Consider the following 22,154-nt stretch of genomic DNA (forward strand, 5'->3'; position numbering starts at 1 on the left):
CCGGTATCGGGAAAGGACGCATAAGCATGAAGGCAAGATTTTGGGCGGCGGCCTGTCTGGCGCTGGTCGGCTTGTCCGCGTCCCCGCTTCCCGTCGTGGCGCAGCCCTACGATGCCGGTTACCAGGACTATGGTCCCGGCACGGAACGCTTCGTGGACGAGAACGGTAACATCGTTACGGTCGATTCCTACGGCCGGGTGATCGACGTGGAGCGCCCGCGCCGGTCGCAGCGGCCCGAGCGGCGCCGCGACAACCCGCCGCCGGGCGTCGCCTACGAGGTGCCGCGCGGCTCGGACCCCTATGCCGATCCCTATGCCAGCCGCGACGACGCCAGCCTGAACGATCCCTATGCGCGCGGCGGCTATAGCGACGGGCCGGTGGAGTTCGCTCCGCTTCCCGCGCCGGGCGGCGAGAACTACGGCGGCCAGGACCAGGGCCTGACCGGGGCGATCCCGCCCGATGCCGGCACGCTCGGCAACGGCACGCCCGGCTATGGCGCGCCGCACGAGGGCTCGACCATGGTCGAGAGCCATCCCGCGCCCAAGGTGATCGGACCGAAGGGCAAGAACGCCAAGGCCGAGATCGCCGCGCTGCAGGTCCTGCTCGACCGCGCCGGAATTTCGCCGGGCGTGATCGACGGGCGCCTCGGCTCCAATGTCGACAAGGCCGTGGCCGCCTATACCGAGAAGACCGGCCGCACGATCGACGCCACCGACGCGCGCTCCCTCATGGAGCAGCTGATGGAGACGGGCGGCCCGGCCGTCACCTCCTATACGATCACCAACGAGGATGTGAGCGGGCCTTATCTCGCTTCCATCCCAGAGGATTACAGCCACAAGGCCATGCTGCCGGCTATGTCGTACACCCGCGTCACCGAAATGCTCGGCGAGCGCTTCCACATGGATGAGGACTACCTGCGCGAGATCAACCCGGGCGCTGATTTCAACCGGCCGGGCACGATCATCAAGGTCATGGCGACGGGCGAGCCGGTCACCGGGGATGTGGTGAAGATCATCGCCGACAAGGGTCGCGAGCAGGTTCGCGCCTATGACGCGAACGGTCAGCTGGTCGCCGCCTATCCTTCCTCGATCGGCTCGACCTCGACGCCCTCGCCCTCGGGCATCGTGGAGGTCAAGCGCATCGCCTTCGATCCGAACTACACCTACAATCCGAAGATCAACTTCAAGCAGGGCACCAACGACAAGATCCTGACTATCCCGCCCGGCCCGAATGGCCCGGTCGGCACGATCTGGATCGCCTTGTCGAAGCCCACCTACGGCATCCACGGCACGCCCGAGCCCTCCAAGATCGGCAAGACCAACAGCCATGGCTGCATCCGCCTGACGAACTGGGACGCGACGGAACTGGCCAAGATGGTGAAGCCGGGAACGGTGGTCGAGTTCACCGACTGAGAGTGCGTGCCGCAGACGGGCGTAGGGCTAGACCCCAAGGATGCCGGTGCTCTTTGCGAGGAGCCAAACGGGCAAACGACCGACGTGTCCTCCCCGGCAGCTTTCCGCCGAATGCCCAAGGCCTTCCACACATCTCGATGCGCAAAGCCCCGTCAGAATCTGGCGGGGCTTTTTCGTCACGCTTGGGGTGCCGACCGTCCGCCGACCTTCCCTCGGCTGGAACCTCAAGGCGCTCCGGCCCGTTGGGAGCGCCGGGGGATATTGTCATGACGCTTCGCGCGAACCACGCTCTTCGGAGCCCGGCTGTTTTCACGGTGGCAAGGCGGCGAGAGGCGGCGCTTGCGCTCGTCCTATGCCTATGCCTCGGCCTCGGCTCCGGCGCCTCGGCACAGGACCGCGCGCCCAAACCCTTCGCGCCGCCCGAGGGCACGCAGCAGGGCGAGCCGGCGCCGGGATCGGTCCTGCCGCCCGCCGACATTCCCGTTCCGCAGGCCCGCCCCGAGCCGACGCCCGCGGAAGCGGGCGAGCCGGTGCCCGTCCCGACGCCGGACCCTGCCGCCTCCGCCGCACCGCCCGCCGGAGCGATGCCCGCGCCGCTGCCGGACGCGGCTGCCGCTCCCAAGCCGGAGGCGCGGCCGGTCAACCAGCCGAAGGACCAGCCGCCGTCCGAGCCGGCAAGCGCGCCCGCCAACGCGGCGAATGGGGCGGCGAACGGCGCGACGCAGGGCCCGCCGGTCCCGCCCGCGCCCCAGCCGGCCTATGTGCCGCCGGAAAAGGCGCGCACCGAGCCCGAGCCGGGCGCGCCGACCGTGCCCGAAATGGAGGTGACGCCGGCGCAGACCGTGGAGGCCGCGGCCGCCGTGGAGGATGCCGTGGCCTGCGAGAAGGAACTGAAGCGGCGCGGCGCGACGTTTACCGTGGGCGAGACGATCGCCGAAGGGCAGTGCGGCGTGCTGCGACCCGTCTCGGTCACGCAGCTCTCCTCCGGCGTGAAGGTCACGCCCGGAACGGTGTTCCTCTGCCGCACGGCCCTGGCGCTGGACATCTGGGTGTCGGAGGGCGTCGAGCCGGCGGCCAAGGCCGAGTTTGCCGGCGCCAAGGTCAAGGCGCTGACGCAGGCTTCGACCTATGTCTGCCGGGCGCGGGCGAGCGAGTCGCGCATTTCCGAGCATTCGCGCGGCAGCGCGATCGACATCGCGGGGTTCGAGCTTTCCGATGGCAAGACCGTGCCGGTGGAAGCCGGCAAGCCCGGCACGGCGGAAGATCGTTTCGCCGCCAGCGTCCGCCGCGCGGCCTGCGGGCCGTTCCGCACCGTGCTCGGCCCGGGCACGGATTCCGACCACGGAACGCATCTCCATCTCGACATCGCGGCCCGGTCCAACGACACGACCTATTGCCGGTAATCTCTGGTCAGACGCCACGCCTCCCTTATAGTCCGCCCCGACGCCGCCCCCGACTCAGATCACGATTTTCGGGAGCGGCCGCGTAAGGGAGAGATGCGACCATGACCTATATCGCGGACGAAGCGCGCTACGGCGCGATGAGCTATCGGCGCTGCGGCCGATCGGGGATTGACCTGCCTGCCATCTCGCTCGGCCTCTGGCAGAATTTCGGCGGAACCGACGTCTACGAGACCGGCCGCGCCATCCTGCGCCGGGCCTTCGACCGGGGCGTGACGCATTTCGACCTCGCCAACAATTACGGCCCGCCCTACGGCTCGGCCGAGGAGAATTTCGGCCGCTGGATGGACCAGGACTTCCGGCCCTATCGCGACGAGTTGTTGATTTCGTCCAAGGCCGGCTGGGACATGTGGCCAGGCCCCTATGGCAATTTCGGCTCGCGCAAATATCTCGTCGCCAGCCTCGACCAGAGCCTCAAGCGCATGGGGCTCGACTATGTCGACATCTTCTACCACCACCGGCCCGACCCCAAGACGCCGCTGGAAGAAACGATGGGCGCGCTCGACCACATCGTGCGCTCCGGCAAGGCGCTCTATGTCGGTGTCTCGTCCTACTCGCCGGAGCTGACGCGCCGCGCCCATGCGATCCTGAAGGAAATGGGCACGCCGCTCCTGATCCATCAGCCCTCCTATTCCATGCTGAACCGCTGGACCGAGGACGGGCTGCTCGACACGCTGACGGAGCTCGGCGTCGGCTGCATCGCCTTCTCGCCGTTGGCGCAGGGGCTCCTGTCCAACAAATATCTCGGCGGCGTGCCGAAGGATTCGCGCGCGGCCAAGGAAGGCTCCTTCTCCTCGGGGCTGGTGACGCCGGACAACATCGCCCGCATCCAGGCGCTGAACGCCATTGCGGAGCGGCGCGGCCAGTCGCTGGCGCAGATGGCCATTGCCTGGGTTCTGCGCAACGAGCGCGTGACGTCGGCGCTGGTCGGCGCGCGGACGGTCGAACAGCTCGACTCCTCGCTGGACGCGCTCGCCAACACCAGCTTCTCGGGCGAGGAACTCTCCGAGATCGACGGTCACGCGACCGAAGGCGGCATCGACCTCTGGCGCTCGCAATCGGCGATCAAGCCGAAGGAATAGACCGGCTCTCGGTGCAAAAACAAAGAAAAGGGCGGGCGCCGCGAGGCCCCGCCCTTTTTTCATGGATCGCATGAAGGCGCGAGCCGTCACCGTCCGGCGACGTGCATTTCCTCGGAGCTTTCCTTCAGGATGTTCTCGATGCGCTGGCGCTCCTTGGCGAAGGCTTCGAGCTGAGGGCCGGAAAGCTGACGTCCGTTCGGCAGGCGAATGCGCATGGGATCGACGCGCGTGCCGTTGACGCTGACTTCGTAGTGAAGATGGTTGCCGGTGGAAAGGCCGGTGGAGCCGACATAGCCGATGATCTGCCCCTGGCGGACCCGGGCGCCGGCCACCACGCCCTTGGCGATCTGGCTCTGGTGCGAATAGGAGGTTTCGTAGCCGTTGGCGTGCTTGATCAGCGTCTGCTGGCCGTTGCCGGTGGACCAGCCAGCACGCTCCACCACGCCGGAGCCCGAGGCCAGGATCGGCGTGCCGCGCGGCGCCGCCCAGTCGACGCCCCAATGCATGCGGGCATAGCCCAGAATCGGGTGACGGCGCGAGCCGAAGGGGGAGGTGAAGCGCCCGTTGGGCACGGGATTGCGCAGGAGGAATTGCTTCGAGGAGCGCCCTTCCTCGTCGTAATAGTCGGCCTGCCCGTCGTCGGGCGTGAAGAAGCGGTAATAGCGCTTGGTCTCGCCGCCGAACTTGGCCTCGACGTAAAGGATCTGCGACTCGTCGGTGGCGGTCTGTTCGCCCTCTTCGAGCGAGTAGAGAACGGTGAGGCGATCCTCCCGGTCGAGCCGGGCCTGATAGTCCACATCCGCCGCCAGGATGCGGATCAGCCGCTGGCAAAGCCGGTTGTCGAGCCCATAGGCGAGCCCGGCCTGATAGATGCCGTCATAGACGGTGGGCATGCTTTGGCGCAGCGGCGCTTCGGTGGCGTTCTCGTCGAAGGCTTCCGCGACGGAGCGGCTGAGCGCGGGCTCGGGCGCTTCGGTGAACTCGCCGTGATCATCGAGGCCGACCGTCGCCAGATGCGACGTGCCGCGATAGGCCGACAGGCGCACGATGCGTGAGCCCTGGCCGTCCGGCTCCAACCCCAGGCGCAGCACCTCGCCGGCATCCAGCTCCTTGCGCCGCAGGAGGGAGGCGAGGCGGGCGGAGGCCGCGTCGGCGTCGGCATGGCCCGAATCCTGCAGCGCTTCGCGAATGCCGCGTTCCTCGCGGAAGGGCACGATCTCCTCGAAATAGCGCGCCGAGCGCTCGCCCGCGCCTTCCGAGGCCGAGACCGAGACGTTCTCGCGGATGACGCGGAAGGCGGAGCCGGGAATGTATTCGTCGGCATCCGAGCCCGCGCCGCCAAAGCGCGTGGCGTCGAAGGGCTGGATGGCGGCGACCTGCACGGGCGCGGCGTCCTGCTTGGGCGCGGCGGCGCGCACCAGAAGCTCGGCCTCCTTGGTGCCGATGTCGGCGAACGTGTCGGCCGGCGCGCCGAAGTCGAAGGACTCCATCGACACGTCCACGTCGGCCTCGACCTTGGCCTCGTAGATCTGGCCGGTCTGCGCGGGCGGCGTCTCGTCCGGCTCGTCGCCGTCGGCGAACACGTTCATCGCGTCGAAGGCGGGATAGGAGGCCGTGGTCGGGTGGCGCGCGCCGAGCAGCATGGACGCATAGGCGAAGGGCAGGGTGCGCAGCACCTCGCGGTCGCCCTCGCGCATCAGGGTCGGCACTTCGATCGTGGAGCGGTTGCGATCGATCGGGATCGGGGTCGCAAACACGCGCTCGCCCTTTTCCGACAGGTCGCTGACAGCCGCCGCCGCGACGCCGACCACGGCCGGGCGCACCAGGATGCGGCGCCCGTCATGGGCCGCCGACAGGGCGATCCCCATGAGCGCGGTGGAGGTGATGCCGGTGAGCAGCGTGCCCGCCAGCCAGCGCGCCGAGACCTGGCGCCGATCGGGCTTGCGCCGGCGGTCCGCGACCAGTGGGGGTTGGTTGCCGAAGTCCGGTTTGGCGTAACGTTCGTGGTGCATTCACGTCCCGTCTGAACTGCGACCGGCTTCGAACCCGAGTTTGGCGGATTCGCGACAGGATCGAGGCGACGGGTTTGCCGGCCTCCCACTGTCACTTCAGGGCCACAGGTCCCCTGACGCTTGCAGATAGAGCGGATCGGCTCGGGCGCTGTCAACCTTTCAGCAAGGATCGCGCGCGCCGTCCACACGAGATGCGCCCGCGCATGCGGGTTGCGATTGTGGCCGGGGCCGGAGCGCACTACATAAGAGCTTAGGGATCGCGGCCGCTGCTTGCCGAAAACATCGTGCGTGCTTTGCGCCTTGCGTCCTGGCGTCGCGGACGACACATCAGGGAAGCTGCGGCGATTATCGACTCACACCAACTTCGACGAATGGAACATCCCATGGCATCCAAGCTCGACCAACTTCGTGAGATGACCACCGTCGTCGCGGACACCGGCGACATCGAGGCGGTCCGCGAGCTTCGCCCGGTGGACTGCACGACCAATCCGACCATCGTCCTCAAGGCGCTCGGCACGCCCATGTTCGACGACGCCTTCGCCGAGGCGCTGAGCTGGGGCCAGTCGAAGGGCGGCTCCGGCAAGGACGTCGCCAACGCGGTGGCCGATCGTCTGGCCGTCTCGGTCGGCGCGGCGCTCGCCGAACTCGTGCCCGGCCGCGTGTCGACCGAAGTCGACGCCGATCTGTCCTTCGACGTGGAAGGCTCGGTCAAGCGCGCCCGCCACATCATCGAGGACTACAAGGCACGCGGCGTCGACCGCGAAAAGATCCTCATCAAGCTCGCCTCCACCTGGGAAGGCATCCGGGCCGCCGAGATCCTCCAGAAGGAAGGGATCGACTGCAACCTGACGCTGATCTTCTCCAAGGCCCAGGCCATCGCCTGCGCCGATGCCGGCGTGTTCCTGATCTCGCCCTTCGTCGGCCGCATCATGGACTGGTACGCCAAGTCCACCGGCAAGACCTACACGCCCGAGGAAGATCCCGGCGTCCTGTCGGTTCGCTCGATCTACGACTACTACAAGTCCAACGGCATCAAGACCGTCGTCATGGGCGCCTCGTTCCGCAACGCGGGCGAGATCGAGGCCCTGGCGGGCTGCGACCGGCTGACCATCTCGCCGGCGCTGCTCAAGGAGCTCTCGAACGACCAGGGCACGCTGGAGCGCAAGCTCTCGCCCGATACGTTCACCAAGGTCGATCCGATCAAGATGGATGATCGCGCCTTCCGCTGGGCGATGAACGAGGACGCGATGGCGACCGAGAAGCTGGCCGAGGGCATCCGCTCCTTCGCCAAGGACCTGCGCGAGCTGCGCGGCCTCGTCGCCAAGCGCCTCGAAGGCAACCCGGCGGCAGTCGCCGCGCAGTAATCGCGGCCTCCTCCTTTTGAGCGACATCCAGCGGCGGCCCTCGGGCCGCCGTTTTCGTTTCAGAGGCAGATCGTGAGGTTGAGGATCGGCGCGTAGTTGACGAGCGTCACCACCACGGCGGCGATGCTGGCGGTCAGCGCGGCTGCGGCGAGGAAGCGGTCGGGCTCGGCCTCGCCGCTTTGCCGGGCGCGGCGGCGGCAGGCGAGCCAGAGCGCGCCAAGCATCAGGAGATGCAGGAGCCAGATCCCGACGAGAAGCGCGCGCAACAGGCTGACCGGGCCGAAACCCGCCTGGTCCCAGCCAAAAGCGCAGCCGACCGAGAGCCCGGCATAGAGCGCGATGAAGGCCGAACTCCAGATCACGAAGCCGGCCAGCAGCAGGAGAAGCGAGAGCGAGCGGGCGGCGATCATCCCACACTCCCCCGCAGCGGCAGGAGAAAGGGCAGGGCGGCGACGAGCAAGAGCGCCAGGAGGCCGGACACTGCCGTGTAGTCGTGCCAGAGCGAGCCGATGCCGAGATCGGCGCTGCGCCGGGCCGAGACATAGCCCGCCATCACCCGCCAGATGGCAAAGCCCGCGAATACGACGCCCAGCACGGCATGCAGCGCGAGATAGGCCAGCAGCGCGCAGACCGTGGCGAAGGTCGCGTGGCCCGTTGGTGTCGGCACGTCGAACAGCGTGGCGAGCGTCAGCCCGGCGGCCAGAGCCTCGGCCGCGAGCGTGCCGACCAGCAGCGGGAGCGAAGGGCGACCCGTCTGCCCGAGCGGGCGCTGCGCCAGCCGGGCGGCAAGCGCGGCGACCACCACCAGCGAGCCGATCAGGAGGAGGCGTCCCTGCGAAATCTCGAGGCCGCCCGGCGGCGGCCAGTTCGGCGCGACCAGCCAGAGGAACAGGGTGCCGAAGACGAGCGAGGCGAAGATCGTGCCATTGGCCAGAAGCAGGAACACCATGGCCCACCAGGAAAGCGGCCGCTCCACCTCGAAATGCACGGGAAGGCCGAGGCCGCGCCCGGCGGGCACCGGGCCGAGATCGGCCCTCGCGCCGGAGGCCGGCGTCCAGGCAAGGCACAGGGCGAGCACCGCGATCGGTAGGAAGGCGGCTGCCCAATAGAGCTTGAACAGGAGCGACAGGACGAAGAGCCCGATCGCCGCCGCCGTGGCGAGCGGCAGGAAGGTCGGGCGGGGTAGGATGGCGATGGACTGGGGCGTCGCCGAATTCATCGAGACGACCAGCGTCTCCTGCCAGCCGTTGCGCGGCTCGGCGAGATAGCCCTTGCCCGCGGCCAGCTCCTGGCCGAGATCGGGCCGCTCGTGCAGTGGATCGCGCGAGGCGACGTCGGGCAGCGAGGCGAAGGCATAGGAGGGCGGGGGCGTCGCGGTGGCCCATTCCAGCGTGCCCGCGCGCCAGGGGTTGCGCGGCGCGATCCGGCCGAGGCGGAACTGGAACAGCATGTCCAGCGCGAAAAGCGCGAAGCCCATGGTCATCACGAAGCCGCCGATCGAGGAAACGAGGTTCAGCGCCCCCCAACCATAGCCGGCCTCATAGGTGTAGTATCGCCGGGGCATTCCATAGAGCCCGGTCAGGTGCATGATCAGAAAGGTGGCGTTGAAGCCGATGAAGATCAGCCAGAAGGCCAGCGTGCCGACATTGTAGAGCGGCTGGCGGCCGGTGAAGTGCGGCAACCAGTAATACGCGGCTGCGAGCATGGGGAAGATGAAGCCGCCGACCAGAACGTAGTGCATGTGCGCCACGACGAATTGCGTGTCGTGGACCTGCCAGTCGAAGGGCACGATGGCGAGCATGACGCCGGTGAGGCCCCCGCAGACGAAGACGAAGAAGAAGCCGAGGAGATAGAGCATCGGCACGGTGAGCTTCGGCCGGCCCGCCATCATCGTTCCGATCCAGAGAAAGATCTGGATGCCGGTCGGCACGGCGACGAGCACGCTGGCGGCCGAGAAGAACCCCTGCGCCAGATGCGGGATGCCCACCGTGAACATGTGGTGGACCCAGAGGCCGAAGGACAGGAAGCCCATGGCCGTCACCGCCACGACGATCCAGGAATAGCCCAGGATCGGCCGGCCGACGAGAACCGGCAGGATGGTCGAGATGACGCCCGCCGCCGGCAGGAAGATGATGTAGACCTCCGGGTGCCCGAACAGCCAGAAGAGATGCTGCCAGAGAAGCGGATCGCCGCCGCGTGTGGGGTCGAAGAAGGGCAGGTCGAAGGCGCGCTCCAGCTCCAGGAGGATGGAGCCGAGGATGAGCGGGGGGAAGCCGACCAGCATCATGCCGGCGGTGACCAGGATGTACCAGGCGAAGAGCGGCATGCGAGCGAGAGTCATGCCCGGCGCGCGCAGCTTCAGGATCGAGACGGTTAGTTCGATCGCCGCGCCCATGGCGGAAATCTCGACGAAGGTGATGCCGAGCAGCCAGACATCGGCATTGATGCCCGGCGAATGCTTGCCCGAAGACAGCGGCGTGTACATGAACCAGCCGGAATCGGGGGCGTAGCCCGTCAGGAGGGCTACGATCAGGATCGACCCGCCGAAGACGTAGCACCAGAAGCCGAGCGCGGAGAGGCGGGGAAAGGCAAGGTCGCGCGCGCCCAGCATCTTGGGCAGGAAATACATCGCCACGCCCTCGAACATCGGGATGGCGAACAGGAACATCATCACCGTGCCGTGCATGGTGAAGATCTGGTTGTAGAGCGCCGGCCCGACGAAGCCGCTGTGCGGCGTGGCCAACTGAGCGCGGATCAGCATGGCGAGCAGGCCGCCGATGGCGAAGAAGATGAAGGCGGCGATGATGAAGCGCCGACCGATCACCGTGTGGTTCACCGCCGACAGCCGGCCCCAGCCCTTCGGCGTGCTCCAGATGCGGTCCAGCCCCTGATGCAGGGCGACGGGCGAGAGGGGCGTCGAGGCGGCGCGGGTCTCGCTCAAGGCTGGGTCTCCTGAGGGTTGGGCTGATCGGTTGTTGCCGGCGAAAGGGCGGCGGCTAAGGCGGCACCGTAGCTTTCCGGCGGATGGGCGAGGACGGAAAAGCTCATTTCGGCATGGCCGACGCCGCAGAACTCCGCGCAGACGCCGCCATAGGTGCCGGGCCGGTCGGCCTGGAGGCGGATCACATTCACGTGGCCGGGAATGGCGTCGATCTTGCCTGCAAGGCGCGGCACCCAGAAGGCGTGGATGACGTCGGTTCCGATCACCGCGACATCCACCGGCTGGCCGGCGGGCAGGTGCAGCACGCCCGACGTCGAGCCGGTCTGGCCGGGATAGCGGAACTCCCAGGCCCATTGATGCGGCAGCGCCTCCACCCGCACGAGGCCCGGCCGGCCGGGATGGGCGAGAAGCCGCTCGCCGGTCGCCAGCGCGAAGACGAGAAGCGCGCTCAGCACGACGCCGGGAAAGGCGAGCCCGCCCCAGACCAGCCAGCGCCGGGGCGGGATGTCGCGGCCCCAGCCGGGCTTGAGGAAGGCGAAGGCGACGAGACCCAGCACCAGGGCCATGATGGCCAGGGCTCCGGCGAACATGACCCACCAGAGAAGGGCGGTGGACTGGGCGGCGGGACCGGCGGGGTCGAGGATCGACAGCTTGCCGGCGCAGCCGGAAAGCCCAAGTGAAGCGAAAGCCGGCGCGAGGACGCGCCCTTTCCATCCCGAGGCCGAGGTCACGACATGAGCCAAGCGAACTCCTCTTCCGGCGCCGGCGTCAGCCCGGTCATCAGCAAGGTGGCGGAAAAGGACATTTCCTCGGCCATCGCCGTCGCCGGCCATCCCATCCACGCCATGGCCGTGCATTTCCCGATCGCGCTCGCCATCGCGACGCTCGGCTGCGACGTGTTCTACTGGTGGTCGGCCGATCCGTTCTGGGTGCGATGCAGCCTCTGGGCGGCGGGCTTCGCCTTCCTGACGGGCGTCGCGGCCGGCGTGGTCGGCACGATGGAGCTGATCTTCGTGCCCGGCATTCGCGCGCGGGCGGCGAGCTGGACGCATGCCATCGCCGCCATGTCCCTGATCTCGGTGCTCGGCATGAATTGGGGCCTGCGGCTGACGCAGCCCGAGGCCGTGCTGCCGCTCGGCCTGTTCCTTTCGGTTCTCGGCGGCGGGCTCACGGGTCTGGCGGGCTGGCATGGCGGCAAGCTGATCCTGCATCATGGCGTCGGCATCATGGTGTCAGACGACGAATGACGTGGTGCCCGAGCTCGCCCAACGCGCCGGGCCGATGCAGCATCTCCGGCAGAAGGGCGAGATCGATCGCGGGCTTGGCCAGAACCAGATAGAGAATGGCGAGCAGCGTCAGCGACAGCGCGCCGAGCCCCGAGACCATGCGCCAGGTTCGAAAATGCCGGCCCTCCTCGAAGAGCGACAGGATCACCAGCCCGGTCCAGACATGGAGCGCCGTGAGCACGCCGACGAAGAGCAGCTTCACCGCGAACCAGACGGTGAAGACCTCGCGCATCAGGATCAGCGCCGTGCCCGAGCCGATGGCGAGAAAGGCGGCCGGCGAGACGACGACGATATAGGCGAAGCGCGTGAAGGCATGGAGCCGGTGCAGCGGCGGCCCGGCGCCCGCCGCCTCGCGCTGGTTCATGAGAATGGGCATGAGCAGCAGCCCACCGCACCAGACCACCAGGGCGGCGATGTGGAGGCTCTTCATCCAGACGAGAATCAAGCCGCGCGCTCCTCGGTGCGAAGATGGAGCCCGAGCGCCAGCAGGGCGGCCAGGAGATAGGGCAGGTTTGCCGGCACCCACATGAGGAGCCCGGCAAGCTGCTGGTCCTCCAGCGCCGAAAGTCCGAAAGCCTCGGTCGTCAGGACATGCGGGGCGTAGAGCGGAGCGGGGGCGAAGGTGATGAGCGCCCCGAGAAGGCCCATCTGCGCCACGATGCCGAGATGGACGAAAAGAACGCGGGCGAGCGGCGCGCTGGGCGAAAGCAGCGCGCGCCAGAGAAGCACGCCGGAGCCGAGCAGCGTCAGCTCCATGAGCCAGTAGAGCGCGTCGCTGGACAGCGCTGCCGCATAAGGCGCGGGCGCATGCCAGACCCAGACCAGAACCACATGGAGAAGCGCCAGCGCGCAGAGGCCCGGCAGCGAAGCGCGCCGCCCCGGCCAAGCCAGCGCCAGAAGCGGCGCGGCGAGGGCGATCAACAGGAGATGATGGGCGACGCGCGCCGAGAACAGTGCCGAGGACAGCGCGCAGAGCGGCGAGACGAAGGCGAAGAACAGGGCGGCGAAGGCGAGCGCGTGGAAGCGCCGCGCCCGGACTGGAATCTCCGCGCGACCAAGATGCCGCCAGCCGAGCGCCAGCCCGAGACACAGGAGCGCCAGCAAGACCGGGTCGAGATTCCAGGCGAGAAGAAGATCGGCGGGAACGGGGGCTGCGCCGCAATAGGGGATGGAACTGTGCGTCATGTCCGGCCTTCACGTCGCAGGATCGCCTCGCGCCGGCCGGGGCCGGACCTGCCGGGAAAGGGTATGGCGCGCGAGGCGATCGGCAACGGCTAAGCGCCGGGGCAGACGGGCGTTTTCGCGGATTGGACGGCGCCTCGCGAAGCCGTGATCCCATCGCGGCGCCCATTCGGCGGACCCTGCGGGGAACCTCTCGCCTTCACCCCGGCAGACCCGTGGGGGCGCACAAGGGAGGACCCGGTGCGAGATGACGCAAGCGACCCCTCACTTTACGGGGCGACAGATAGCTTTCGTGGGATGGCCCGGCCGGTGAAAGGGCGATCCTCAATGCGATCGGGGGCGGCCCAAAAGCCGCCCCGTTTCCTCACGCCGTGCGGGCGCGGCCGAGCGGGAAGGGCATGTAGCCGACGAAGCCGGTCAGCTTCCAGCGTCCGTCGATCCGGCTGGCGAAATAGAGCGTCTGCCAGCTGAGCACCTCCACGCCGCCGCCCTCCAGCGCCACCGTGCCGTCGAACTTCTTGTGCGCCACGGCCCGGTCGCCCGAAATGTCGATGTCGCGCAGGTTCGTGGCGCGAAACAGCGCCTCGCGCACCGGCTCGGCATAGCGCGTCAGCTTGGCGGCTTCCGCCTGCCGCAGCCATTCGTCGCGATAGGATTCCAGCGTCGGAAAGGCGAGGCGCCAGGAATCGGGGATCTCCGACTTATGCGCGTGCAGGCCGAAGAAGCGATCATGCGCGAAGTCGCCGTCCACCATTCCCCAGTCGGCGGCGAGAAAGGCGTCGATGTCCCGTTCCACCAGCATCTGCCAGAGGAAATGGCGGTCGGCATCGCCGGGCGGAAAGGGGTTCTCGGTCGGGAGCATGGGGTGGGGTCCTTGTCAGCGAAGGCGGCCGCGCGCGTCGACCGGGGCGATCTCGACCTCGCCGCCGGGATGAACGAGCACGACCTCGTCGAAGAGATTGGTGACGGGGCAGCAATGGTTGGGCAGGATGCGCACGCGCTCGCCCACCTTGGGCTTGGCCGCGCTGTTGGTGAGGTCCAGCGTCCCGTGCTCTTCGGAAAGCGAAACGAGCTTGGCATCGGGATATTCGAGAACCAGACCAAAGCCTTCCATGCCGAGAAGGTCGGAAGTCAACGCCTTGGAGCCGGTGTCAAGAATGGCGCGGGTCTCGGTCGGGCGCGAGACGACGGTGGCGAGCACGGTTAGCGCGCACTCGTCCACCGTGCCGACACCCTCCGCCACCTGGAACCGGTCGAGATAGATATAGGTGCCTGGGCGATATTCGTTGGCCGCGCTCACCTCGGCCGCGCGCCAGAGATCGGGCGTGCCGCCCGTCGTCACGACTGTGGGCGAAAGCCCCGCCGCCTCTAGAAGGCGCCGCGCCTCGGCTAGCCAGCGATTGCTCGCCTCCGTGCCGCCCTTGGCGGGATAGGTCATCAGCCCGCCGAAGCGAAGGCCCTTTGCAGCACTGATCGTCTTGGCCAGAGCCACGGCCTCCGCCGCGCTCTGCACACCGCAGCGCCCGCCGCCCGTGTCGCATTCCACCAAAACCGTCAACGGCTCGGCCTCGCCGGCGAAGGCGGCGGAATAGCCTTCCACGGTCTCGGCGCTGTCGGCCGTCACCTTCAGCGTGACGCGCCGGGCCAGCGCCTTCAGCCGCTCCAGCTTCGAGGCGCCGAGAATGTTGTAGGGCAGGAGAATGTCGGTAAGGCCGCCATCGGCCATGACTTCGGCTTCGCCGATCTTCTGGCAGGTGATGCCGGCCGCTCCCAGTTCCACCTGCCGCCGGGCAAAGCGCACCAGCTTGTGCGTCTTAATATGCGGGCGCAGCGTCAGGCCGTTTTGATCGGCATAGTCCTGCGCGCGCTTCAGGTTCGCCTCAGCCTTGGCGAGGTCGATCAGGACGGCGGGCGTGTCGATGTCGTCGAGGGTCATGGGAAGGGCTTTCTCAGTCGCCGATCGGCAGGGCCGGGTCGGGCGCGGCATGGGTGTTGAGATTCTGGCGGATGCGGCGCAGCCCTTCGAACAGGCGCGGGCCGATCGCCTCGGCTGTCGCGAGCGCCAGGATGTCGACCAGCGCCAGAAAGGCATAGCGGCCCGAACTCGGCTTGTAGAGATTGCCGTCCTCGCAGGCGGGAAGATGCAGCGCCGCGTCGGCGCTCGCCGCCAGCGGCGAACCGGGCGCGGTGATCGCCAGCGTTTCGGCGCCGTAGCCGCGCGCGATCGCGGCCGCTTCCACGACGCTGCGCCCCTGGCCGGACACGGAAAGGGCCAGAACCACCGTGCCGGGGCCGGCGACGCTCGCCAGCATGCGCTGCATCTGCCCGTCCGTCTCGGCGCGGATGTCGAGGCCTAAGCGAAACAGGCGGTTTTCCAGCTCGCGCGCCATCATCGAGGACGTGCCGCCCGAGCCGAAGGCGAGGATGCGGCGGCTGTTGGCAAGGCGCAGCGCCATGCGCTCCACCACCGCCGCGTCGAGTCCGCCGCGAAGGCGGGCGAGGGCGCTGACCGCGCCATCATAGATCGTGTCCAGCGCCTGCGTGCGCTCGCCGCCCGGCTCGCCGGTGGTGGCGGCGCCGAGATAGGCCTCGCCGCGCGCCAGCGCCTGCGCCAGCCGAAACTTGAAATCCGCCGTGCCGGCGCAGCCGAGCGCGCGGGCAAAGCGCGTGACGGTCGGCTCCGACGTGCCGCAGCGCTCGGCGATCTCGGCGATCGTGCCGGTGGAGGCGAGGCGCGCGTTGTCGAGCACGAAGGCCGCAAGGCGCTTCTCCATCTTGGTGCCGCTCTCCGCCAGACGGCGCAGACGGGCGATGACGTCGAAGCCGGGCGCGGCCCCGGCGGGGCGTGGCCCGCCCGGCCTCACGCGGCGAGCGCCCTTTCGACGCGCCGACCACTGGCCGCCTCGAACAGGTGGCAGTCGTCCGGCGAAACCTCCAGCGGCAGCGTCTCGCCCGGTTTGGCCGCCACGCGCTCGGACAGGACGACGCGCACCGCCGTCTCGCCAATCGTGCCGAAGACATGGGTTTCCGCGCCCGTCGGCTCCACCACGCCGACGCGCAGCGGCAGGCCGGCGCCATCGTTGGCGCGGCGGAAGCGCTCGGGCCGGATGCCGACCAGGAACTCCGCGCCGCCCGTCTCCGGCGCCAGCGGCAGGGTGATGCCGGCCGGCATGGCGAGCCGCCCGTCGGCGCCGCGCTGCGCCGGCAGGAGGTTCATCGGCGGCGAGCCGAGAAAGCCCGCGACGAAGGTGTTGGCCGGCCGGTCGTAGAGTTCCAGCGGCGCGCCGACCTGCTCGATCCGCCCGGCATTCATCACCACGATCCGGTCGGCCATGGTCATGGCCTCGATCTGGTCGTGCGTGACATAGACGATGGTGGAACCCAGCGTCTGGTGCAGCGCCTTGATCTCGGTGCGCATCTGCATGCGCAGCTGCGCGTCGAGATTGGACAGGGGCTCGTCGAACAGGAACAGGTCGGGCTCGCGCATGATCGCACGACCCATGGCGACGCGCTGGCGCTGGCCGCCCGAAAGCTGCGCAGGCTTGCGGTCGAGATAGGGACCGAGATTGAGGATTTCGGCGGCCTTCTTCAGCCGCGCCTCTGTTACGCCGGCGTCGTCGCCGCGCACCTTCGGCCCGTAAAGGATGTTGTCGCGCACGCTCATATGCGGAAACAGCGCGTAGGACTGGAACACCATCGCGATGTTGCGCTTCTGCGGCGCCACGTCGTTGGCGCGCTTTCCCGCGATGCGCAGCTCGCCCGAAGTCACCGTGTCGAGCCCGGCGATCATGCGCAGAAGCGTGGACTTGCCGCAGCCGGACGGGCCGACCAGCACGATGAACTCGCCGTCGCGCACCTCGAGATCGAGCCCATGCAGGATGTCGAGCGGCCCGTAGCGTTTCTTCAGGGCGTGAAGGCTGAGTTCGGCCATGGGGGCTCCTAGGAAATAGCCTCGACGAAGGTCGGATTGCCGGCGCCGAGCCCCGCATCCACCGGCAGCGCGACGCCGGTGATGCCGGAGCTGAGGGGCGAGGCGAGGAAGAACACGGCCTCGGCCACCTCCTGCGGCGTCACCATGCGGCGAAGCGGATAGAGCGGCGCGATGCGGCCGAGAAGGTCGGGCTTCTCGGCAAAGCGGTGGTCCCAGGCGGGCGTGCGCACCGAGCCGGGGCAGACCGCGTTGGCCCGCACCCCGTCCGGCCCCGCCTCCACCGCGATGGCCCGCATATAGGCGAGGAGGCCGGCCTTGGCGGCGGAATAGGCGGGGTTGCCGTAATGACCGAGCGCGTTGACCGAGGAAACGAAGACGAAGGCGCCCGAACCCCGAGCCCGCATGGCGCCGAGCAGCGGCGTCGCCAGATCGCGCGTGCCGGTGAGGTTCACAGCCAGCTCGTGCCGCCAGGCCTCGTCGTCGGTGGTCGCCAGCGTTTCGGCCCGCGTCCAGCCGGCGTTGGAGACGAAGATGTCGGGCACGCCGACGTCCCGCTCGATGCGCGCCGTCGCCGCGCGGCAGGCGGCGGGGTCGGCAAGGTCGAAGCCGAGGCGCAGCGCGACGGCGGGATGGGTCACGCGCTCCAGCGCGGCCGGGTCGAGATCGCACAACACCAGCCGCGCGCCGCTCCGGCCGAACCGCTCGACCAGCGCGGCGCCGATGCCGCCGCAGGCGCCGGTGATGACCACAAGAGGAGAGGAGGAATCCGACATGGCGTCTCGAAGCGGATGAGGGTCGGACCGATGCTGTTCGTCAAAATGAAAAAAAGCAACGGAAAAAACCTGTCATCCTGCCCATAAATTGCGCTTGCGAAAAAGATTTACATTCGAAAAGATCAGACCGTTCGTCATTGGCAAGGGAGCCGAACGATCGGCCCGCGCCGCGAAGGAGGATCGGATCGCATGCGCATCGCATCTCACTGGGCCCAACGCACCGTTCGCGTCGCTCTCTCCGGCGTCGCCCTTCTGGCGCTGTCCGCCGCGGCCGAGGCCGGCACCGTGCGCGTCACGGTGGCGGAGTATTCCGCCAAGACCGGCCCCTATTTCGAGAAGGTGGCCAAGGACTTCGAGACCGCCAATCCCGGCACCGACATTCAGATCGAAGTCGTGCCCTGGGACAGCCTTCAGCAGAAGCTGACCACCGACATCTCGGCCGGCACCAATGCCGACCTTTCCATCATCGGCACGCGTTGGCTGCTCGACTTCGTGAGCCAGGGCATCGCCGAGCCGCTCGACGGCTACATGGACCAGGCCTTCAAGGACCGGTTCATCTCGACCTTCCTCACGCCGTCCGTCATGGACGACAAGACCTACGGTCTGCCGATCGCCGCCTCGGCCCGCGCCATGTACTACAACAAGGATCTCTTCCAGAAGGCCGGTGTCGCCAACCCGCCCAAGACCTGGGCCGAGCTGGAAGACGCCGCCAAGAAGATCTCCGCGCTGGGCGACGGGGTCTACGGCTTCGGTCTGCAGGGCAAGGAAATCGAGACCGACGTCTACTACTACTATGCCATGTGGTCGCACGGGGCCGAGATCGTCGAGGACGGCAAGTCCGGCCTCTCCTCGGCCGGTGCTGCCGAAGCGGCCAAGCTCTACAAGCGCCTGATCGACGAGAAGGCGACCCAGCCCGGCGTCACCTCCTATTCGCGCGAGGACACGCAGAACCTCTTCAAGCAGGGCAAGCTCGGCATGGTCATCACCGCGCCCTTCCTGTCCAACCAGATTCGCGACGAGGCGCCGAAGCTCCAATACGGCGTCACCGGCATTCCCGCCGGCCCGAAGGGCGACAAGGGCACCTACGGCGTGACCGACTCGATCATCATGTTCCAGAATTCCAAGAACAAGGAGGAGGCGTTCAAATTCCTCGACTTCCTGTTCCAGACCCCGCAGCGCGTCGCCTTCACCGTCAACGAAGGCTTCCTGCCGGTTGAAAAGGAAGAAGCGCAGGATAAGCACTTCACCGACAGCGCCGACCTCAAGGTCTTCACCAGCCTCCTGCCCGACGCGCGCTTCGCGCCCGTCATCCCCGGCTGGGAGGAAATCGCCGACCTCACCTCCAACGCCCTTCAGAGCATCTATCTCGGCAAGGAAGAGGTCGAGCCGGCCCTCAAGGCCGCCGCCGAAAAGGCGGACGCGATCCTGAAGCAGTAGGCAGAGGCGTTCGCGGGGGACGCCGTCCCCCGCACCCCCTGCCAGGGGAAATGATTTCCCCTGGACCCCTCCTTCTCTTGGCATGTGTCCCAACCCGGGAAGGGCCGCTGGCCCTCCCCGGGCGGGGATCGGGGCGGCAGCCCCGCAAACCCCACGCCCACAGCCCCAAGGAGCGCGCATGACCGCCGAGCGGCCGATACTGCCCTATCTGATGATCGCGCCGAGCCTGTGCCTAGCCTTGGCGATCGTGGTCTGGCCGATCGTGGAACTTTCCGAGATCGCGAGCCACAGCGTGAACCGCTTCGGGCAACTGCGCGATTTCGTCGGGCTGGCGAATTTCGAGGCGCTGTGGAACGACCCGAACTTCATCGCGAGCCTGTGGCGGACGCTGGTCTGGACGGTGTGCGTGGTGGGCGGGGCGCTTTTGACGGCGATCCCGGTGTCGCTGGTGCTGAACGAGGATTTTCACGGGCGCGGGCTGGCGCGGGTGCTGGTGATGCTGCCCTGGGCGGTGTCGCTGACCATGACGGCGATCGTCTGGCGCTGGGCGCTGTCGGGCGAAAGCGGGATGCTGAACTCGGCCCTGATGGGCATGGGGATCATCGGCACGAACATCCAATGGCTGGCGGAGGCGTCCACCGCCTTTCCCATGCAGATCTTCATCGCGGTGATCGTGACAGTGCCCTTCACGGTGACGATCCTGCTCGGCGGCCTTTCGGCGATCCCGGACGATCTCTACGAGGCGGCGTCGCTGGAAGGGGCGGGGCGCTGGACGATGTTTCGCACCATCACGCTGCCGCTCCTGAAACCCTTCCTCAACATCGCGATGATCCTGAACACGATCTACGTGTTCAACTCCTTCCCGATCATCTGGGCGACGACGCAGGGCGGCCCGGCCAATTCGACCGACATTCTCGTGACCTATCTCTACAAGATGGGCTTTCGGCTGGGTAAGCTCGGCGAGGCCTCGGCCGTGTCGCTGGTGATGTTCGCGATCCTCCTCGTGTTCACGCTCGTCTATGTCCGCCTGTCGATGCGGCGGGAGGCCTGAGATGGACGGCAAGCTGAAGCGCAGCCTGGTCTGCTGGCTGATCCTCCTGCCCTTCGTGGTGGCGGGCCTGTTTCCCTTCGCGGTGATGGGAATCACGGCGCTCAAACCCCAGAACGAGGTCTTGAACCCGACCTGGTGGCCCTCGCGGCTCGCCTTCGAGAATTTCGTGACCATGTGGGGCGCGACGAATTTCGGCCCGGCGCTTCTCAATTCGCTGATCGTCTCGGTGGTCTCGACACTGGCGGCGCTGCTCGTCTCGATCCCGGCGGCCTATGCGCTGGGGCGGTTCCGCTTCCGGGGGCAGGGGGCGTTCCGGGTGTTTCTGATCATCACGCAGATGCTCTCGCCCATCGTCCTGGTGATCGGCCTGTTTCGGCTCATCGCCTGGGCCGGGCTGATCGACAATGTCAGCGCCGTGTCGCTGGTCTACGGCGCCTTCAACATCGCCTTCACGGTGTGGATGCTGCAGAGCTATTTCGCCACCATCCCGCGCGATCTGGAGGAGGCGGCCTGGATGGAAGGCGCCAGCCGCTGGCGCACGCTGGTCTCGGTCTTCCTGCCGCTGGCCGTGCCGGCCATCGTGGTGACGGCGATCTTCGCCTTCATCAACGCCTGGAACGAGTTCGTCATCGCGCTGACCATGCTGCGCTCGCAGTCGAGCTACACGCTGCCGATCCAGATCTTTTCGCTGGTGGCGGGGCGCTACACCGTGGAATGGCACCATGTCATGGCGGCGACCTTCGTCGCCACGATCCCGGTCGCCATCGCCTTCGCCTGGCTGCAGCGTTATCTCGTGCGCGGCCTGTCGGTCGGCGCGGTAAAGTGAGGACTAGCGCATGAGCGAGACACTCGTGACCTTCATGCGGCGGGAGACGGAGGAGGCGGCCGAGGTGGTCGCGCGGCTTCTGGAGCGCGAGGGGCAGGCCATCACCGAGCTCGGCCTGCGCCTGCGCATGATGCCGCCGGCCGCCGTCGTCACCTGCGCGCGCGGCTCGTCCGACCATGCGGCGAGCTTCCTGAAATATGCCGTGGAAATGTCCTGCGGCCTGCCGGTCGCCTCGGTCGGGCCGTCCATCGCTTCGGTCTACGGCGCGCAGCTGCGCCTGCCGGGCGGCGTGGTCCTCTCCATTTCGCAATCGGGCAAGAGCCCGGACATCCTCGCCTTGCAGGCCAACGCCAAGCGCGGCGGGGCGCTCGCCGTCGCGCTTCTTAATCAGACGGACTCGCCGCTGGCCGAGGGCGCCGACATCGTCATCCCGCTTCATGCCGGCGAGGAGCGCAGCGTCGCGGCGACCAAGAGCTTCATCGCCTCCGTCGCGGCGGCAGCGGCGATCACCGCCGTCTGGAGCGGCGACGAAGCGCTGGAGCGCGCGGTGCGGGACCTGCCGGCCGCGATCGCCCGCAGTGTGCGCGCGGACTGGACGCCGGCGCTGGAGCGCCTCGTGACGGCGCATTCGCTTTTTACCGTCGGGCGCGGGCCGGCCTTCGCCATCGCGCTGGAAGCGGCGCTGAAGTGCAAGGAAACGGCGGGGCTCCATGCCGAGGCCTTTTCCGCCGCCGAGGTCGCGCATGGGCCGATGCAGCTGATCGGGCCGGACGTGCCGGTGCTCGCCTTCGTGCCGCGCGACGCGGCCGAAGCGTCGAGCCTGGAGGCGCTGGAGCGCCTGCGCGGGTTCGGCGGAGCGGTCTTCACCGTGGGCGAAGGGCGCGACCTGCCCTCGGTGGCCACAGGACATGGCGTGACCGACCCGATCCCGATGATCGCTGCCTTCTATGCCATGGCGGAAGCGCTGGCGCGCCGACGCGGGCACGACCCGGACCGGCCGGCCAAGCTCAGCAAGGTGACGGAAACGCTGTGAGCGGGGCAGGCGCCTCGCGGCTTCTGGAAGTCTGCGTCGACGATCCCGCCGGGCTCGAAGCGGCGATCCGTGGCGGGGCCGACCGGATCGAGCTTTGCTCCGCCCTGGCGCTGGGCGGACTGACGCCCTCCGAGGGCTTCATGCGTCTGGCGGCTGGGGCGCCCTTGCCGGTCTATGCGATGATCCGACCGCGCGGGGGCGACTTCGTGTTTTCCGAAAGGGAGGCCGATTGCATGCTGCGCGACATCGAGGCGGCGCGGGCAGTGGGTCTCGCCGGCGTCGTGCTTGGCGCGGGGCGGGCGGGCGGGCGGCTCGATCTGGCGCTTTTGGAACGGCTGGCTGCGGCCTCGGCGGGGCTCGGCAC

General features: G+C 68.2%; 21 protein-coding genes. 10 read left to right on the forward strand and 11 right to left on the reverse strand.

What is annotated here, in order from left to right; genetic code table 11:
* Positions 1–26: 26 nt before the first annotated feature.
* From AUL32_RS07010 to mgrA, 3 genes are all read left to right on the forward strand, one after another.
* Positions 27–1,412 (forward strand): L,D-transpeptidase family protein, encoded by a 1,386-nt coding sequence (locus AUL32_RS07010; RefSeq protein WP_082659361.1) that lies wholly within the window; start codon positions 27–29, stop codon positions 1,410–1,412.
* A 266-nt stretch (positions 1,413–1,678) separates the two neighbouring features.
* Entirely contained in the window at positions 1,679–2,815 is a 1,137-nt protein-coding gene (locus tag AUL32_RS07015; protein WP_062113077.1) for an extensin-like domain-containing protein, read from the forward strand.
* A 101-nt stretch (positions 2,816–2,916) separates the two neighbouring features.
* Positions 2,917–3,954 carry an L-glyceraldehyde 3-phosphate reductase gene (gene mgrA / locus AUL32_RS07020; protein WP_062113080.1) on the forward strand — a complete coding sequence of 346 codons (1,038 nt, stop codon included), beginning with the start codon at positions 2,917–2,919 and terminating at the stop codon, positions 3,952–3,954.
* A gap of 86 nt (positions 3,955–4,040) precedes the next feature.
* Here the strand turns inward: mgrA and AUL32_RS07025 are convergent, their stop codons facing one another.
* Positions 4,041–5,966, reverse strand: coding sequence for a M23 family metallopeptidase (locus AUL32_RS07025; protein WP_061977102.1), 1,926 nt, complete (start codon positions 5,964–5,966; stop codon positions 4,041–4,043).
* Between the two features lie 383 nt (positions 5,967–6,349).
* On the opposite strand from AUL32_RS07025, the gene tal reads away from it, so the two are divergent.
* Positions 6,350–7,330, forward strand: coding sequence for a transaldolase (gene tal / locus AUL32_RS07030; RefSeq protein WP_062113121.1), 981 nt, complete (start codon positions 6,350–6,352; stop codon positions 7,328–7,330).
* A 59-nt stretch (positions 7,331–7,389) separates the two neighbouring features.
* Here the strand turns inward: tal and AUL32_RS07035 are convergent, their stop codons facing one another.
* From AUL32_RS07035 to coxB, 3 genes are read right to left on the reverse strand one after another with little or no spacing between them, the layout of a single operon-like run.
* Positions 7,390–7,740, reverse strand: a complete 351-nt coding sequence (locus AUL32_RS07035; protein WP_062113083.1) for a hypothetical protein — start codon at positions 7,738–7,740, stop codon at positions 7,390–7,392.
* Complete coding sequence (gene ctaD / locus AUL32_RS07040; protein ID WP_062113086.1) at positions 7,737–10,271, reverse strand: cytochrome c oxidase subunit I; 2,535 nt, start codon at positions 10,269–10,271, stop codon at positions 7,737–7,739. Before ctaD ends, AUL32_RS07035 begins: the two co-directional genes overlap by 4 nt.
* On the reverse strand, positions 10,268–11,014 hold the full coding sequence (gene coxB, locus AUL32_RS07045; protein WP_244497699.1) for a cytochrome c oxidase subunit II: 747 nt from the start codon (positions 11,012–11,014) through the stop codon (positions 10,268–10,270). Before coxB ends, ctaD begins: the two co-directional genes overlap by 4 nt.
* Here coxB and AUL32_RS07050 point away from each other — a divergent pair.
* Positions 11,006–11,518, forward strand: a complete 513-nt coding sequence (locus AUL32_RS07050) for a DUF2231 domain-containing protein (RefSeq protein ID WP_061977093.1) — start codon at positions 11,006–11,008, stop codon at positions 11,516–11,518. The genes coxB and AUL32_RS07050 overlap by 9 nt on opposite strands.
* Here AUL32_RS07050 and AUL32_RS07055 read toward each other — a convergent pair.
* The 7 genes from AUL32_RS07055 to AUL32_RS07085 all read right to left on the reverse strand — a co-directional run bounded on the left by AUL32_RS07055 (position 11,496) and on the right by AUL32_RS07085 (position 17,443).
* Entirely contained in the window at positions 11,496–12,002 is a 507-nt protein-coding gene (locus AUL32_RS07055) for a CopD family protein (RefSeq protein ID WP_061977091.1), read from the reverse strand. The genes AUL32_RS07050 and AUL32_RS07055 overlap by 23 nt on opposite strands.
* The gene (locus AUL32_RS07060; protein ID WP_062113089.1) at positions 11,999–12,742 is read right to left on the reverse strand and encodes a cytochrome c oxidase assembly protein; all 744 of its coding nucleotides are present in this window, start codon (positions 12,740–12,742) and stop codon (positions 11,999–12,001) included. The genes AUL32_RS07055 and AUL32_RS07060 overlap by 4 nt, the downstream gene beginning before the upstream one ends.
* Positions 12,743–13,103: 361 nt before the next feature.
* Positions 13,104–13,601 carry a hypothetical protein gene (locus AUL32_RS07065; protein WP_062113097.1) on the reverse strand — a complete coding sequence of 166 codons (498 nt, stop codon included), beginning with the start codon at positions 13,599–13,601 and terminating at the stop codon, positions 13,104–13,106.
* Positions 13,602–13,616: 15 nt separating this feature from the next.
* Positions 13,617–14,675, reverse strand: coding sequence for a D-TA family PLP-dependent enzyme (locus AUL32_RS07070; RefSeq protein WP_062113098.1), 1,059 nt, complete (start codon positions 14,673–14,675; stop codon positions 13,617–13,619).
* A 13-nt stretch (positions 14,676–14,688) separates the two neighbouring features.
* Positions 14,689–15,603, reverse strand: a complete 915-nt coding sequence (locus AUL32_RS07075) for a MurR/RpiR family transcriptional regulator (RefSeq protein ID WP_082659365.1) — start codon at positions 15,601–15,603, stop codon at positions 14,689–14,691.
* Entirely contained in the window at positions 15,600–16,670 is a 1,071-nt protein-coding gene (locus tag AUL32_RS07080) for an ABC transporter ATP-binding protein (protein WP_062113101.1), read from the reverse strand. The genes AUL32_RS07075 and AUL32_RS07080 overlap by 4 nt, the downstream gene beginning before the upstream one ends.
* Before the next feature lie 8 nt (positions 16,671–16,678).
* Positions 16,679–17,443 carry an SDR family oxidoreductase gene (locus tag AUL32_RS07085; protein WP_062113104.1) on the reverse strand — a complete coding sequence of 255 codons (765 nt, stop codon included), beginning with the start codon at positions 17,441–17,443 and terminating at the stop codon, positions 16,679–16,681.
* Between the two features lie 189 nt (positions 17,444–17,632).
* On the opposite strand from AUL32_RS07085, the gene AUL32_RS07090 reads away from it, so the two are divergent.
* The 5 genes from AUL32_RS07090 to AUL32_RS07110 form a co-directional block, all read left to right on the forward strand.
* Positions 17,633–18,880, forward strand: coding sequence for an ABC transporter substrate-binding protein (locus AUL32_RS07090; RefSeq protein ID WP_062113107.1), 1,248 nt, complete (start codon positions 17,633–17,635; stop codon positions 18,878–18,880).
* 178 nt (positions 18,881–19,058) lie between these two features.
* On the forward strand, positions 19,059–19,931 hold the full coding sequence (locus AUL32_RS07095; RefSeq protein WP_062113109.1) for a carbohydrate ABC transporter permease: 873 nt from the start codon (positions 19,059–19,061) through the stop codon (positions 19,929–19,931).
* 1 nt (position 19,932) lies between these two features.
* On the forward strand, positions 19,933–20,757 hold the full coding sequence (locus tag AUL32_RS07100) for a carbohydrate ABC transporter permease (protein ID WP_061977076.1): 825 nt from the start codon (positions 19,933–19,935) through the stop codon (positions 20,755–20,757).
* 10 nt (positions 20,758–20,767) lie between these two features.
* On the forward strand, positions 20,768–21,790 hold the full coding sequence (locus tag AUL32_RS07105; RefSeq protein ID WP_061977074.1) for an SIS domain-containing protein: 1,023 nt from the start codon (positions 20,768–20,770) through the stop codon (positions 21,788–21,790).
* Positions 21,787–22,154: copper homeostasis protein CutC (locus AUL32_RS07110; protein ID WP_280137567.1), on the forward strand; the 368-nt coding region annotated here is incomplete at its 3' end. The genes AUL32_RS07105 and AUL32_RS07110, both read left to right, overlap by 4 nt.

It is taken from the genome of Aureimonas sp. AU40, from assembly GCF_001463785.1.
Classification (GTDB): domain Bacteria; phylum Pseudomonadota; class Alphaproteobacteria; order Rhizobiales; family Rhizobiaceae; genus Aureimonas.